The sequence below is a fragment of the Larsenimonas salina genome (assembly GCF_023736155.1).
Taxonomy (GTDB): domain Bacteria; phylum Pseudomonadota; class Gammaproteobacteria; order Pseudomonadales; family Halomonadaceae; genus Larsenimonas; species Larsenimonas salina.
Genome location: NZ_JAMLJJ010000003.1, coordinates 347672 through 362691, shown reverse-complemented (window position 1 = coordinate 362691; position 15020 = coordinate 347672). Strand labels below are relative to the sequence as shown.

14 protein-coding genes are annotated in these 15020 nt (G+C 54.3%); 11 read left to right on the top strand and 3 right to left on the bottom strand.

Annotated elements, in window-relative coordinates; genetic code table 11:
- Positions 1–106: 106 nt before the first annotated feature.
- The gene (gene erpA, locus NAT23_RS08725; protein ID WP_251927528.1) at positions 107–460 is read right to left on the bottom strand and encodes an iron-sulfur cluster insertion protein ErpA; all 354 of its coding nucleotides are present in this window, start codon (positions 458–460) and stop codon (positions 107–109) included.
- Between the two features lie 122 nt (positions 461–582).
- Between erpA and NAT23_RS08720 the strand changes: the two genes are divergently transcribed.
- From NAT23_RS08720 to NAT23_RS08695, 6 genes are read left to right on the top strand one after another with little or no spacing between them, the layout of a single operon-like run.
- Positions 583–2340 (top strand): chloride channel protein, encoded by a 1758-nt coding sequence (locus NAT23_RS08720; RefSeq protein WP_251927520.1) that lies wholly within the window; start codon positions 583–585, stop codon positions 2338–2340.
- A 30-nt stretch (positions 2341–2370) separates the two neighbouring features.
- Positions 2371–2802, top strand: a complete 432-nt coding sequence (gene hemJ / locus NAT23_RS08715; RefSeq protein ID WP_251927519.1) for a protoporphyrinogen oxidase HemJ — start codon at positions 2371–2373, stop codon at positions 2800–2802.
- The gene (gene thiD, locus NAT23_RS08710) at positions 2799–3602 is read left to right on the top strand and encodes a bifunctional hydroxymethylpyrimidine kinase/phosphomethylpyrimidine kinase (RefSeq protein WP_251927518.1); all 804 of its coding nucleotides are present in this window, start codon (positions 2799–2801) and stop codon (positions 3600–3602) included. Before hemJ ends, thiD begins: the two co-directional genes overlap by 4 nt.
- The gene (gene thiE, locus NAT23_RS08705) at positions 3595–4227 is read left to right on the top strand and encodes a thiamine phosphate synthase (protein ID WP_251927517.1); all 633 of its coding nucleotides are present in this window, start codon (positions 3595–3597) and stop codon (positions 4225–4227) included. Before thiD ends, thiE begins: the two co-directional genes overlap by 8 nt.
- A gap of 48 nt (positions 4228–4275) precedes the next feature.
- The gene (hemL, locus tag NAT23_RS08700) at positions 4276–5562 is read left to right on the top strand and encodes a glutamate-1-semialdehyde 2,1-aminomutase (RefSeq protein WP_251927506.1); all 1287 of its coding nucleotides are present in this window, start codon (positions 4276–4278) and stop codon (positions 5560–5562) included.
- 38 nt (positions 5563–5600) lie between these two features.
- Positions 5601–7172, top strand: coding sequence for a bifunctional aminoglycoside phosphotransferase/ATP-binding protein (locus NAT23_RS08695; RefSeq protein WP_251927503.1), 1572 nt, complete (start codon positions 5601–5603; stop codon positions 7170–7172).
- A 27-nt stretch (positions 7173–7199) separates the two neighbouring features.
- Here the strand turns inward: NAT23_RS08695 and NAT23_RS08690 are convergent, their stop codons facing one another.
- On the bottom strand, positions 7200–7844 hold the full coding sequence (locus NAT23_RS08690; protein ID WP_251927500.1) for a response regulator transcription factor: 645 nt from the start codon (positions 7842–7844) through the stop codon (positions 7200–7202).
- An 896-nt stretch (positions 7845–8740) separates the two neighbouring features.
- On the opposite strand from NAT23_RS08690, the gene NAT23_RS08685 reads away from it, so the two are divergent.
- Positions 8741–10279 (top strand): SulP family inorganic anion transporter, encoded by a 1539-nt coding sequence (locus NAT23_RS08685; RefSeq protein WP_251927498.1) that lies wholly within the window; start codon positions 8741–8743, stop codon positions 10277–10279.
- A gap of 278 nt (positions 10280–10557) precedes the next feature.
- Here NAT23_RS08685 and NAT23_RS08680 read toward each other — a convergent pair whose 3' ends face one another.
- On the bottom strand, positions 10558–11289 hold the full coding sequence (locus NAT23_RS08680; protein ID WP_251927495.1) for a LuxR C-terminal-related transcriptional regulator: 732 nt from the start codon (positions 11287–11289) through the stop codon (positions 10558–10560).
- Positions 11290–11553: 264 nt separating this feature from the next.
- Between NAT23_RS08680 and rdgB the strand changes: the two genes are divergently transcribed.
- From rdgB to NAT23_RS08660, 4 genes are all read left to right on the top strand, one after another.
- Positions 11554–12150: an RdgB/HAM1 family non-canonical purine NTP pyrophosphatase gene (gene rdgB, locus NAT23_RS08675; protein ID WP_251927491.1), complete on the top strand. Its 597-nt coding sequence runs from the start codon at positions 11554–11556 to the stop codon at positions 12148–12150.
- Positions 12147–13319 (top strand): radical SAM family heme chaperone HemW, encoded by a 1173-nt coding sequence (gene hemW / locus NAT23_RS08670; RefSeq protein WP_251927488.1) that lies wholly within the window; start codon positions 12147–12149, stop codon positions 13317–13319. Before rdgB ends, hemW begins: the two co-directional genes overlap by 4 nt.
- Positions 13320–13329: 10 nt before the next feature.
- Positions 13330–13992: a YiaD family glycine zipper/OmpA-like lipoprotein gene (locus NAT23_RS08665; RefSeq protein ID WP_251927486.1), complete on the top strand. Its 663-nt coding sequence runs from the start codon at positions 13330–13332 to the stop codon at positions 13990–13992.
- 80 nt (positions 13993–14072) lie between these two features.
- Entirely contained in the window at positions 14073–14924 is an 852-nt protein-coding gene (locus NAT23_RS08660) for a 23S rRNA (adenine(2030)-N(6))-methyltransferase RlmJ (protein ID WP_350028323.1), read from the top strand.
- Positions 14925–15020 lie beyond the last annotated feature (96 nt).

The window sequence follows — 15020 nt, the reverse complement described above, 5'->3', positions numbered from 1 at the left end:
TATCCACAGGGGGTTTGCGAAATAATTTGCGAAAAATGAGGAAAAAATAAAAAAAGCGGGCCATAAGGCCCGCTTTTATATGCGTACTTGAGTCTACCGATGAGGGTTAGACCATGAATGAAGCTCCACAACCACAGGTCGTGGTGGCATTGGGGTTCTGGATCAGAAACCGCGCACCGGCGAGCCCTTCTTCGTAATCGACGGTAGAGCCAACTAGATATTGATAACTCAGTGGATCAACTGCGAGTGTTACGTTCTCGCGTGTAATTAGCGTATCGTCTTCGGCGGTCGCCTCGGTTAGGTCGAAACCGTATTGGAATCCAGAGCAACCCCCACCAGTTACGTACACTCTAAGCTTGAGAGCGACATTTTGCTGTTCTTGCATCAGCAATTGGACGCGGGCAATGGCCCGATCCGTTAATATCAAGGGCGTAGGAACAAATGAACTTACCCCGCTCATTGCAGACTCCTGCGTTCGCGTGGAAATGATGAACATTATCGTGGGCTTTGTCGCAGTGGGTCAAACTGGATGCCAGATAATTTAGTACGTCGGTCACGTGTCCGGCGTCAAAGGAGAACAGTGTGCGTCGCCGCCTTAATAGGTCCTATTCCTTCACGCTGGATACGTTCCGGCGACAATTAGCCAGTATCGACGCGCTTCCCCAATTATGCATTCTCGGCGTGCTTTCTGGTGCATTGACAGGCGCCATCATGGTCGGTTTTCGAAAGGTCATTTCGTTCGGGGCCGCATTGTTTATGCCCAATGGCAGCTCAGAAGCATTTGAGCTTTTGAATCCATATATCCGCATCGGACTTCCGATTCTTGCTGCACTACTCATCATGACCGGTCTTGCCTGGCAGCCTATGAAGCACCGAAAGCTCGGCATTGGTCACGTTATCGAACGCCTTACTTATAACCAAGGCCAAATGCCGAGCACTAATTGGCTCAACCAGTGGTGGGTGGGCGTACTGTCTGTACTAGGTGGTCTCTCTGCGGGCCGCGAAGGGCCCGCCATACATTTAGGCGCGGGTGCGTCGAGTTGGATGGGCGAGCGATTGCGTCTACCTCATAACAGTTTGCAGGTGCTGGTTGGCTGCGGTACCGCCGCCGGAATATCGGCGTCTTTCAATACGCCAATCACTGGCGTCATCTTTGCCATGGAAGTGGTCATGATGAGCTATACCCTGACAGGGTTCATGCCGATTATTCTTGCTTCGACGATGGGGGCGGTCGTGGCTCAGTTGACCTATGGCGTGGAGCCAGCTTTCACGGTTCCAGACAACATTACCGGCCACTTGATCGATCTGCCCTGGATTATCGTTATGGCACTGGTTATTGGGTTTCTGGCCGGATGCTTCATTCGATTAGTACGCTTTGCTCAACGTAAAAGTGGTATTCACTGGTCTTTGAGAGCTTTAGTGATCGGCGTGGCGACTGCAGCCGTTGCATGGTGGTATCCGGAAGTTCAAGGCATTGGCTACGATACGGTCGGTTTTACGCTGACCAAAGACCCCTCGCTTGGTCTTTTGTTGGTCGTAGCCGGCGGTAAGTTGATATTGACTGCTCTGACCTTCGCTTGGGGCATTCCCATCGGCGTGATCGGTCCCATTATGGTGATCGGTGCGACCGCCGGGGCCCTTTGTGGTATGGCCGGTGTGGCACTTTTCCCGTCGCTTGCCTCTGACCATGATCTTTATACGATGCTTGGCATGGCGGCAATGCTTGGCGCCGTGCTGCAGGCGCCGCTGGCGGCGCTGATGGTGTTGATCGAGCTGACTCACAATACCGAAATCATTCTCTACGGCATGCTGGCGGTGGTCGTATCGGGTTTGACCAGTCGCCAGTTCTGGCATTGCCGAGGGTTTTTCATTTCGACACTGACCCAAGAAGGCCTGCATCCGCTCCAACAGCCGCTCATGCAGGCGCTGTCTAGGGTAGCCGTACCCGCCGTGATGGATCGATCGATCGCGCGGGCAGTACCTGTTATTGAGCGGGCTAAGGCGCAGCGGTTAATGGAAGGCAAACCGGTTTGGATCATTGTCACTCCGGACGACGACGATAAATCGTCGGTGGCCCTGGCAGCAGCGGATCTGGCGCGTGTATTGCTTGATGAGCACTGGGAAGAAGTTGAGTCGATCGATCTGATGGATATCCCCGCGCAGCGACTAGCACTGGCTCCGATCGATCTGCAAGCAACGCTTTCCGAGGCGTTTGATCAGCTCAACGAATATGGCGTCGATGCCTTATATGTCGAGCACACCACGGCGCCCCTCGTGCGTAAAATCTCAGGTATCATCACGCGGGAAGCCATAGAAAACTATTATCGATACCGGCGCTGAACAGCAGTCGGGTCTTGTTGAGGAGAAGGCATGTTTCTTTGGGTCAAGGCGTTTCACCTCATCTCACTGGTGGTGTGGTTTGCGGCGCTCTTTTATCTACCGCGCCTGTTCGTATATCACACAAGTGCCCTTAAGCAAGGTGACGTGCAGGGCGGTGAGCGATTCAAGCTGATGGAGCGCAAGCTCTATCGCGGCATCATGACGCCGGGCATGATCGCGACGCTCGTATTCGGGCTCTGGCTGGTGGTGCTTGCGCCCGGCGTACTGCAACAGGGGTGGTTCTACGCAAAGCTTGCCCTGGTCGTGGCGTTGATCGGGTTTCATCATATGTGCCTTGCGCAGGTGAAACGGCTTGCAGCCGATGAAGCGCCGAGAAAAAAAGTGTTTTACCAACTGCTCAATGGTGTTCCCATCCTCGTTTTGGTCAGCGTGGCGATTTTGAGCGTGGTCAAGCCGTTTTGACTCGTCCGGTCATTCTTGTACTCAGCGGGCACGACCCCACGGGCGGCGCCGGGCTAATGGCCGATGCCGAGGCAATCGCGGCCAATGGTGGGTGGCCGGTGACTCTTGCAACCGCCATGACCGCTCAGAACACCTACGGGGTCGAGGCCGTCTGGCCTACCCCGGTAGCGGCGTTGGAACGGCAGCTGTCGGCGCTGGAAGCCGATATAGCATTTGATGCCATAAAGATCGGGCTGATTGCGGACGCCGAGGTGCTCGAGTTCGTGGCTAAGGTGCTTGCCCGTTACAGCGCGCTGCCAAGCGTGCTTGACCCGGTCGTGGCATCCGGCACGGGGCAGGCGATGAATAGCAATGTGCCTCCCGGTGCGCTTCGAGCGTTGCTCGATAACGTGACACTGACTACTCCAAATACGGCGGAGCTACTGCGCATGAGCGTGGCGCCCGACACAGAACGCGCCATCGAGCGGCTTTCAGCGCAGAACGCGCACGTACTGGTCACTGGAACCGACGTCGATCCGAGCACTGACCGAGTTACGCATTCTCTCTTTCATGCCGGCCGTGCGATCGAACACTGGTCCTGGCCGCGCCTGCCCGGCAGCTACCATGGATCGGGGTGTACGCTGGCGGCAAGCTGTGCGGCGCTACTGGCAAAGGGGTGTTCCATCGAGCGCGCCTGCGCGCGTGCCCAGAACTACACCTGGCATGCGCTCGAACACGGCATCGGACTCGGCGGCGGGCAATTCATGCCCGGCCGATTCTGGCGTTACCCTCTGTCAGCCACGGAGCATAACGATGACTGAGTCCCTTTCCTGGCAGCGCGGACTCTACGTGCTGACCGATGAAACGCTTTTGCCGGATGACGAGCGTTTGTTCAACGCCGTCGATGAGGTGCTGGCGGCAGGCATTGCCCTGCTTCAATATCGTAATAAACGTGGCAGCGCCGACGAGCGGCTTCGTCAGGCGCAAGGGCTTTACGCGCGCGCTCAAGCGGCAGGCACGCCGCTGATCATTAATGATGACGTTGAACTGGCGTATACCGTCGGCGCCGGAGTGCACCTGGGGCAAGGCGACGGCTCGATTCGAGACGCCCGGTTGCGGCTTGGACCTGACGCCATCATCGGTGCCACCTGCCACGATTCGCTTGAGTTTGCGCGTGCAGCTCTCGATGAAGGAGCGGATTACGTCGCGTTCGGCCGGTTCTTTGACTCTCATACCAAACCCGATACCCCGCCGGCCGCGCTCTCGGTGCTGACCGAGGCGCGCACACTTGGGTGCCCGGTCGTGGCGATCGGCGGCATCGACCATCGGACCACGCCACAGGTTCGAGAGGCCGGGGCCGATCTGATTGCGGTGGTGGGCGCTGTCTTTGGTGGCGGCGGCCCTGCCGATAATGTCGAGCGGCTCAGGCGAGTGCTGGGCTGCTAATCTTTTGAGACCTGATTCACTTTTTTATCGCTTATTCATGGATACGTTATGACGACTTCTGAACAGCTCTTTACCCAAGCGCAGCGCCACATTCCAGGCGGCGTCAATTCACCGGTGCGTGCATTCAAGGGGCTTTCCAGAGCGCCGCTGTTCATCGAGCGTGCCCAACATGCTTATCTGTTTGATGTCGAAGGCAAGCGTTACATCGATTACGTCGGCTCCTGGGGCCCGATGATTACCGGCCACGCTGACCCGGACGTATTGGACGCCGTTCGAAGCCGACTGGACGACGGCTTGTCGTTCGGTACGCCGACCGCCATCGAAACGGATATGGCGGATCTGATCTGCGACATCATTCCCTCGATCGACCTGGTGCGCATGGTCAATTCCGGTACCGAGGCGACCATGTCTGCGGTGCGACTGGCACGGGGCTACACCGGCCGGGATAGAATCGTCAAATTCGAAGGCAACTACCATGGCCATGTGGACTCACTGCTGGTCAAGGCCGGCTCCGGGGCCCTGACGCACGGCGAGCCGAGTTCACCGGGCGTACCGGCCTCGCTTGCCGAGCACACCGTCACGCTCGATTACAACGATATTGAAGGCGTCAAACGCTATTTCGATGTCGAAGGCGATCGGGTCGCGGCCATCATCGTCGAGCCGGTGGCCGGCAACATGAACTGCATTCCGCCCGTCCCCGGCTTTCTGGAGGCGCTGCGCGAGGTGTGCGATCAACACGGCAGCGTATTGATCTTCGACGAAGTCATGACCGGTTTTCGTGTAGCGCTTGGGGGGGCTCAGGCCCACTATCAGGTAACGCCTGACCTCACCTGCCTTGGCAAGATCGTTGGTGGCGGTATGCCGGTGGGGGCCTTTGGTGGCAAGCGCAAGATCATGGAGTACATCTCGCCACTGGGGCCGGTCTATCAAGCGGGCACGCTGGCGGGCAACCCGCTGGCCATGGCGGCGGGCATCGCGCTGCTTAAAAAAGTGCGAGCGCCCGGCTTTCATGACGCGCTGACTCAGCGAGTCGACACGCTGTGTGACGGACTCGAGGCCCGCGCGAAGGCGCACGGCATCAACATGATCACCCAGCGTGCCGGGGGTATGTTCGGTCTGTTCTTCACGGACGCAGAGCAGGTGCAGAACTTCACCGAGGCGACTGGTTGCAATACCGAAGCGTTTCGTCAGTTCTTCTTGGGCATGCTTGAAGAGGGCGTCTATCTCGCGCCGTCAAATTATGAAGCCGGGTTCATGTCCAGCGCGCACAGCGAGGATGATCTTCAAGCGACGCTCGACGCTGCTGAGCGCGTTTTCGCAACGCTTACGCTTTAACGACAAGAACGCACGACGCACGTCATGGGAGACGGATTTTGAGCCAGACGCTGATCAACGCTTTGCAGCAGGCAAAGTGTTACCCCCACCCCGTCGAGGGCTTTGATCTTCGAGAAACGCATATTTCGTGGATCGTGATGACTGGGCGCTACGCCTATAAGATCAAGAAACCGCTGGATTTTGGGTTTCTTGATTTTTCGACGCTCGAAAAACGCCGCCATTGCTGCGATGAAGAGATTCGACTCAACGCACGACTGGCAGGCGATCTTTACCAGTCCGTTGTCCCGATCACCGGTTCTCCCGAGGCACCGGTCATCGGTGGTTTGGGCGAGCCATTCGAGTACGCAGTGTGTATGGAGCAGTTCGATGATGAAGGCTTGTTCAGCACCCTGCAGGCCACCGGACAGCTCACTCAAACTATGATGGATGATCTGGTCGATCAACTGGTGGCGTTTCACGCCCGGGCAGAGCGAGCCGGGGCCGACAGCGAATTCGGAACGCCCGAGGCGGTTATTCATCCGGCGCAGGAAAACTTTGATCAGCTCAAGCCGCTTTTGTCAGACGCTGATGATCTGAAGCGTCTTTCAGAGCTCGAAGCGTGGACACAGAATCTGTTCGAGCGGTTTACGCCCCTGTTTAAGCAACGCCATGATCAAGGTTTCATCCGCAACAACCACGGCGATATCCACCTGGCCAATGCCGTTATGCATGAAGGTCACGCCCTGATTTTTGACTGCATCGAGTTCAACGATCATTTTCGTTGGAACGACGTATGTTGCGAACTGGCGTTCTTGCTGATGGACCTGGAGGCCCGTGGTGAGCAGGAGCTTGCCAACCGGGCTTTGGACCGTTACCTGGAACGAAGCGGGGATTTCGAGCTGGTCAAGCTGCTGCCTTTTTATAAGGCCTATCGTGCGATGGTGCGAGCCAAGGTGGCCATGTTCCGCTATCAGCAACCGGATCTTCACCCTGTGGACCGGGACGCGGTATTGGCTGACTTTAGACGCTACCTGACCCTTGCCGAGCGCTACAGCGAATTCAGTATGCCTTATATGCTGATTGCAGTCGGTGTGTCCGGCAGTGGCAAGAGCCGTTTTACCGAGCAGGCCGTGCGGCAGCTTGGAGGGATCCGGGTACGCTCTGATGTGGAGCGCAAGCGGCTGCATGGTATTGATCCCTTTGCACCCGCAAAGAGCCATGAACTCGGACGTGGATTGTACTCACCAGAAGCGACACGAAGTACGTACGATCGACTTTCAGCACTCAGTGGCATGCTGTTGCAGGCCGGACACAGTGTGTGCGTCGATGGCACCTGTCTATCGCATGCTCAGCGTGAACAGCTTCGATTCGAAGCCGAATCGCGTGGTCTGCCCATGCTTTTGATCAGTTTCGAGGCCGACGAGGCAACTTTGAAACGGCGGATTACCAAGCGCAGCCAGCGCCGCGATTCGGTTTCGGATGCGGGATTAGACGTCCTGGAGCATCAGCTTCGTTCCTTCGAGCCATTCACACCCGATGAACAAGCGCATCTGGTGCACCTGGATACCACGGCCGAAGATGCCAATTTAACGCTTGTTGCTTTGATAAAAGAGCATCTGCAGCTTGCATGAGTCGCGATGCGTCGGTCGTCTGACGATTTAGACCGGCGTATCCGCTTGTTGGCGTAAAAGATTGAGCGCCTGTGCGCGGTTTTTCACTTTCAGCTTTCGAAAGATGTGGTACAGGTGCGATTTTACGGTATGTTCACTGATGCTCAGTTCCTGCGCGATGTCGAAATTGCTCGCGCCTGTTTTCAAAAGCTGAAGAATTTCCACCTCTCGGCGCGTCAAGCTCTTGAACGGCATATTGTCGTTACGTTGGCGCTGCCAGTAGGCTGTCAGCAGCTTTTCCATCAAGGTGCGCGATAGCCACATTTCTTCGTTGAACAGCGCATTGATGCCTTTCGAAATAAGCTTCAAGGGATCGCGTCGATAGAAAATGCCTTGCAGCGGAAAGCGCATCATCAACTGCATGGCATGCTCTTCGGAGTCGATGTTGAATCCGGAGAGGATGATGCGGGTATCGCCGTGCGCGCGCCGTGACCAGGCTTGAGCAATGTTGTCATCAACATAATCCTGATCCAGCAGTACGAGCATCCTGTCGGCATCCGGCGCCGCTTCTTGTGCGTCCGGCTCCAAATCCATGACCTGACAATCCTGTTCGCTTCTCAAATAGTCGAGAAACAACTCGTTTTGCGGATTTTTAGACGTCACCATCACGATGACAAAAGATTCTTGAGTCATTTTCGGCTCTAACTTTTCTTAGGCTGGATGCTGAACAAGACCATTAAGATACCTGCGTTAACATTTAACCTGTAAATTATAAAAGTTTAATTTAATCTGATTTTTTAATTTATATAGTTAAACTCTGTTTAAGTACTTTGATCTAGCCTAGAAGATCATTTTGAATAAAGGTAATCACTCCGAGCTGTTTTGTAGACAAGTTAAGCACTTGAGTAATTATACTTTAAAAAGAGCGTAACCCCAGAGTTTGCGCAAATTTTCGGTTCAAATGGCGCAATAGGCACAAGGCAAAGTGGGAGTCCTCATGAAAAAGCGTTGTATGTCTTGATAGGGCTCAGAAGAAAAGATGAATGCTATCGTCATAAGGTGGGTGGCACGCCTACTTAGACGACGTATTTCATTGAAAACCAAGTCCGATCTGTTAGAGCAGGTCTGATAAAAAAAGTGGTATTGCATACTCCGGTTTATGTTGATCAACACAGGCCAGTTACAGTGATTAACTAAGGAAGCAGTGGATGAGAATTAGTTAAGCCTGATGCTTTGTTTGGTTAATTTGCCTTTGAGGACGCATGCTCGAAAACGTTATAGATAATAATGAAGATGAAAATCGCGTTTATTAGGCCGCAGCACTGGTTTGTTGAGCGTCTTCTTTTAGAATTTATTATTTAATTTATTGAGTGGTGCCATTAAAAAGGTGAGTCCTTTTTAAATATAAAAAATAAAAGAGCGGGCCAGGATTGTGCTTACTTCAAGTTGCTCGATTTTAAGGCAGTAAAGAAAGCGTTGAGCAAGGGGCAAAGCGCATAGTTTATACGAGGCGCGGGAACGCTTAGAAAGCCTGGATACAAGCTGGCTCGATGAGAGCTACCTGTTCATTACTTATCAAAGGAGGGCGCATGCCTGCCTTTCCGTTTACGCTCAAGCACTGTGCTCGCGATATACCCGCTGGCGCAGTGGTGTTTCTTGTAGCGATTCCCCTGTGTTTGGGAATCGCGCTCGCCTCTGGAGCACCGCCGATCTCGGGGCTTTTGGCCGGTATTGTCGGAGGCGTTGTAGTATCCCTGTTCAGTGGCTCTGCGTTAAGTGTCAGTGGTCCTGCTGCAGGCCTTACCGTCATCGTGCTCGGGGCCATATCGACCGTCGGGTTCGAAAAGCTGATGATCGCGACGGCTCTGGCCGGCGTTATTCAAGTGGTATGTGGCTATCTGCGCCTTGGCAAGATCGGCTCGTACGTGCCCAATGCCGTCATCAAGGGGATGCTTGCGGCTATTGGCCTGATTCTCATCATGAATCAGCTGCCTACTGCGTTTGGGCTCGATGTCGATGCAGCACTTGATCTGAGTGCGCCTGCACAATGGCTGAGCGCGATGGCGCCGCTGGCTATCCTGATTGCGGGCGTGTCGTTGGCAATACTCTGGTTCTGGGAGCAGCCGGCCAGCCGTGTGCTTGGCCCACTTCGGCGGATACCGGCACCGCTTTTAGCTGTGTTGGTTGCGCTTGCGCTCGATCATCTCGGACCAATGATGGGGCTTGGCGCGCTCTCGGCCAATCAACACGTCTCTTTACCGGGTCTTGAGGGGCCTGCCTCGTTTCTTTCTCAGATCGCGTTACCTGACCCGAGCGCCCTTTTGGACCCGGCGGTACTGACCACCGCCTTGACCATTGCGCTTATTGCAAGCCTTGAAACGCTTTTGAGCATTGAGGCTGTGGATAAGATAGATCCCCTTGCGCGCCATTCGCCGCCCAACCAGGAATTAAAGGCACAGGGGGTGGGTAACTTTGTGTGTGGTCTCATTGGGGCGCTTCCTATCACAGCCGTCATTGTCAGAAGTTCGGCCAATGTGCAAGCTGGGGGGCGGACACGCCTTGCAAGCTTTATTCACGGCGGGCTCTTGCTGATTAGTGCAATGTTTCTGGCCTTTGCGCTTGAATGGATTCCACTTGCCTGTCTCGCGGCAATCTTGATTCATACAGGATTCAAGCTTGCCAAACCTGGCATGATAGCGTCGCTTTATCGCGCCGGGTGGAATCGTTTCATTCCCTTCATTGTGACTGTTGGTACGGTCGTGATGACCGATTTAATCAAGGGTGTGGCCGCCGGTGTTATCTGCGGGTTGTTTTTCCTTCTTAAATCAAGCCACCGTTCGACGATCTCCTTTACCAAGAACGGCAAGCAATGTGTCTTGAAGATTCATCAGGGTATTTCCTTCATCAACCGTGCTCGAATGCGGCAATACCTGGATTTAGTGCCCGAAGGAAGTCATCTGGTCATCGATGCGCGCAACGCCTCCTTTATTGACCCCGACATTCAGGAGGACATGGATGCTTTCATTGCGGCGGCAGAAAGGCGAGACATTACCGTCGAACTTCAGTCCTTAGATGGTGTGACGGCGACCTTCTCTCCACAGACGCTGCGTTTGCAGCACGCGGCTTGAAGTCAACCAGTATAGGGTGATGCGACCGCTCGCCCCCGGGGTTTAAAACGGGGGCGTGTTTTTGGCGATACGGTCAAAGCATCAAGAGTAGTAGAGCGCTGTGTCAGGCCAAGAACGACTGGCCTTCTTAAGAACGAGACAGGGACTGTATGAAGATTCCAGCGTCATCAGCCTTGGCTTAATACTAGACGTGATGCCGGTCAGTTCGATTTTGCGATTGTCGTAAGCTGCTTTGGCCCAAAATGTCGCGACGAGGCATTCAGGGGGTGTAACACTTGTCAGCCATTATTGGCAGATGAGGTATATCCAAGGTTTTGTCGGACCCAGTTCATTGCTTGAATGCGATTTTTGACCTTCAGCTTTCTAAAAATATTGTACAAGTGAGACTTGACCGTATGCTCACTGACAAAAAGCTGATTCGCGATCTCGGTATTCGATGCGCCTGTCCCCAGTAAGCGAAGAATCTCGAGTTCACGATGGGTCAGACCACATGATGGCCGATAGGCATTGATCTGTTGACGGCGATAGAATTTGATCAACCGTGTCATCAGAGTCCGCGACATCCATAATTCGCTGTTGATAAGCTTGGCAATGCCCTTACAGATCAAGGCCAAGCTATCTCGGCGATAGAAGACACCTTGAAGCCTAAACGTGGTGGCCAGCGTCAGCGCCTGGTTTTCATCGCCCAGGTTGAATGCGGCCATCGTCATGTTCGAGTCTTCTTTCGCCGTGCACTCTTCCCACTGATGCATGTCTTTTTCATTGACGTGGTCGGCGTCCAACAGCACCACGAAGTGTGTTTCCAGATCTTCGGGTACGTTATCCTTTGGCCCCATTGCTTCTACGTCGCAATTCAGCTTGTCACGTACGTACTGTACGAAAAGCTCGCTTTGGGGATTGATTTCTGTCACGAGAAGAACAGTGACGTTGATATCTGTTTCCACACAGCCTCCTGAATGCTGTAGGCGCAAAGGAAGATCACTTGCTCCAGCGGAGGAAAGAATATCCATTTACTTGGATCATACGCCTAGTTTGTAAATTAAAGTAACATTTTTTCGAGGCCATCGCTTCACGAAAGCATGCCGGAGTGCTCAAAGCGCTCCCGATATTTTCTAATGCCGGATCCAGCGATCGCCCTTTAGCTCATGATGCTATTACGGCACATCTATGCCATTTTAAAGCGGAAAGTTTATCGCACCCCCGCTTTTTGAGCATTTTCGAGGAGGGCTTTCGCAGAGCTGGTATGGCTCATCAACAGACAAAAGGCCCCATGCATGTCTTCTTCACTGGTTCTTGCAAGTGGTAACAAGGGCAAACTCGACGAATTTCATCAACTGCTTGCGCCACTTGGTGTCCGTGTTCACGCTCAGTCTGAATTTAATATCGATTCTGTCGAAGAGACTGGTCTTACCTTTGTCGAAAATGCCTTGTTGAAAGCACGCCATGCATCACGACTTTCTGGATTACCAGCTCTCGCTGACGATTCGGGGTTGGCGGTCGATGCCTTGAACGGCGCGCCTGGTATTTTTTCGGCACGCTTTAGCGGCGTAAATGCGACGGACGCGCAAAACAATGATGCCTTGCTGAAGGCGCTTAGCGGCACAGCTCCCGATAATCGTCGGGCACGTTACTGGTGTGTTCTAGTCTATCTCGCTCATGCTGATGACCCGGTTCCATCGATCGTTCAAACCTCATGGACAGGCCGGATTCTGACAGTGCCTCAAGGTAATAACGGCTTCGGCTACGATCCTCTTTTCTATCTTCCGGAGCTTGGACGGACGGCGGCCGAACTCGAGTCAGTTGAAAAAAACAGACTCAGCCACAGGGGCCGGGCCATGCAAGAACTGCTCAAGATGCTTTCAACCCGATGATCTTACCTTCTATTTCACTCTATATACATGTGCCTTGGTGTATCAGAAAGTGTCCTTATTGTGACTTTAACTCACATGAGGTAGGCGCTCATGGAGTAAACAATGAAACCGATTACGTCGAGGCGCTGATTGCTGATTTTAAGCGCGATGCTGAGCTGCTGAACGGTCGACGCATCAATTCGATTTTCATTGGTGGGGGAACGCCGAGCCTTTTCTCTGACGCAGCCTATGGCCGGCTGCTCGAGGCGGTTTCAAGCATGGCAACGCTTGAGGCAGGCGCCGAGATAACGCTTGAAGCCAACCCTGGCACCACCGAGCGTCGCTATTTAGCCGGGTATCGCCATGCCGGTATCAATCGATTGTCTCTTGGTGTGCAAAGTTTCAATGAGCAGGCGCTTTCGGCACTTGGGCGTATCCATGGTCGAGGTGAGGCGCTCAGCGCCGTTGACGATGCGCGCCGGGCAGGGTTTGATAATTTAAATCTTGATCTCATGCACGGTTTGCCACAGCAGAGTGTCGAGCAAGCGCTCGAGGACCTCGATACGGCGATCGGCCTTTTCCCTGAACATCTCTCCTGGTATCAACTGACGTTTGAACCGAACACTGCGTTTTACTCCCAGCCGCCGGAGCTTCCCGACGAAGACAGTCTGATCGATATTCAAGAGCTTGGACATCAGCACCTTGAGCAGGCCGGTTTCAAACGCTACGAAATCTCGGCCTATGCAAAAAGCGATGCGCTGCGCTCAAGGCATAACCTCAATTATTGGCGCTTTGGCGACTATCTCGGCATCGGTGCCGGTGCCCACGGTAAAGTCAGCCGCGCCCAGGACCAAACACTTTTGATCGAGCGTTACTGGAAGACGCGTCAGCCGGAAGCCTATCTTCGTCGCCGCAATGATCCGAGAGGGTTTCTGGCCGGATCACGGATGCTTGAGACAGAAGAGATCCCGACCGAGTTTCTGATGAATGCGTTGCGCCTTGTGGATGGGGTTCCATCATCGCTATGGTATGAACACACAGGTCTTTCGCACGACACGCTGCGTGCGCACTTGAGTCAGGCCCGAATGCGTGGGCTCATAAATGATAACGACGCTGTTATACAGGCGAACGAGAAGGGATTGCTCTTTTTGAACGACGTGCTCGAACTTTGCGACAGCACCCCAACCTGATGGAGTAAGGATGAAAAAAATAGCCTGGATTGCGCTACCTCTGACCATGGCAGTCGGTTTGGCCGGGTGTAGTACCTATAACCCCTATACCAACGAGCAGCAGACCTCGAGCCTTGCCAAGGGTGCCGGTATTGGTGCAGCAGTCGGCGCCGTGGCCGGTGCGACCAAAAGTGGCAACCATCGTACCGACAAGGCCCTGATCGGCGCAGCCCTCGGCGCGGCGGCCGGCAGTGGCATTGGGTACTATATGGACCGTCAGGAAGCGCAGCTGCGTCAGAAAATGCAGGGCACCGGTGTAAGCGTGACCCGCTCTGGTGACCAGATCATCCTGAACATGCCGGGCAGCATCACGTTCGCCTCCGATTCGACCCAACTGACGCCGCAGATTCAAAACGCGCTCAATGGCGTCAACGAAGTACTTAAAGAGTACGGCGATACCAACATCAACATCACAGGCTACACCGACTCCACCGGGGCGGCGTCCTACAACCAGCGTCTGTCCGAGCAGCGCGCACAGTCGGTTGGAAATTACCTGGCGCAAAGCGGCGTCGATTATAATCGCCTCAATATTCGTGGCGGCGGCGAGCAAAACCCGATTGCAAGCAACGATACGGAATCGGGTCGCGCTCAAAATCGGCGTGTCGAGCTGACGTTGACGCCCAAACAAGGCTGATTGCGTTTTCCCTCGAAAAGAGGCGCCTGTTAAGGCGCCTCTTTTTTTGACTCTCGTGTTTTCATCAAGGAATCAACACCGTGCTTTCCTACCAGCATGCCTATCACGCAGGTAATTTTGCGGATGTCCATAAGCACCTCGGTGTCCACGTCATGATGGAACATCTTTTACGTAAAAAATCATCCATTACGTATATAGACACGCATGCAGGACGTGGCCTGTATCCGCTCTCCGGTAAGGAGATGACACGGGGTGCAGAGTATCAAGACGGCATCGTTCCGCTGTTGAAGCACGCCACCGATCATTCTGACGTCGCCTCATGGCTTGCCGCGCTCGATACGCTACAAGCCAGTGGTAATTCTTCACCGTCTCTGCGCTTCAAGCGTTATCCCGGCTCACCCTGGTGGCTGGCTCGTGGTCTGCGTTCAGGCGATCAGGCGCATTTCTTCGAGTTGCATCCAGGAGAGTTCAAGCACCTCGAGGCGCAGTCATTTGTTGGCAGTGCGCATTGTTACCAGCGTGATGGGCTGAACGACGTCGTTGCGATGCAGCCGGTTGCCACGCCGCGTCTACTTTGCGTGATTGACCCATCTTACGAGGTTAAAACGGATTATCAGCAGGTGGCTTCGACGCTTGGCAAATTACTCAGCAAGTCGCGGCACGCGGTCGTGATGGTCTGGTATCCCTTGTTGCCGGATGGCCGTCATCAGGTTCTTCTGGATCACGTAAAGGCATCGGGACACAAGAAAATCTGGAAAAGTGAGCTGATGCGCTGGCCTGAAGGCCATACGCGAGGCATGCATGGTTCAGGTCTTTTGATCGCGAATCCGCCCTGGCAGTGCCCGGAGACGCTCACCGAGGCGTATACGAGCGTTGCTCGTGTGTGGGGCGGCTCGGCTCGCCATCACGGCACTTGGCTTTGCCCGGAATAGTTGCGCTTTCAGCGTATGTTTCGTTGCGCCCGCTGCCTGTCGTGTTGAACTGCCGCCACTAAGCAAGTGGCTATCAGCATGCGAGCGCGAAAGGAA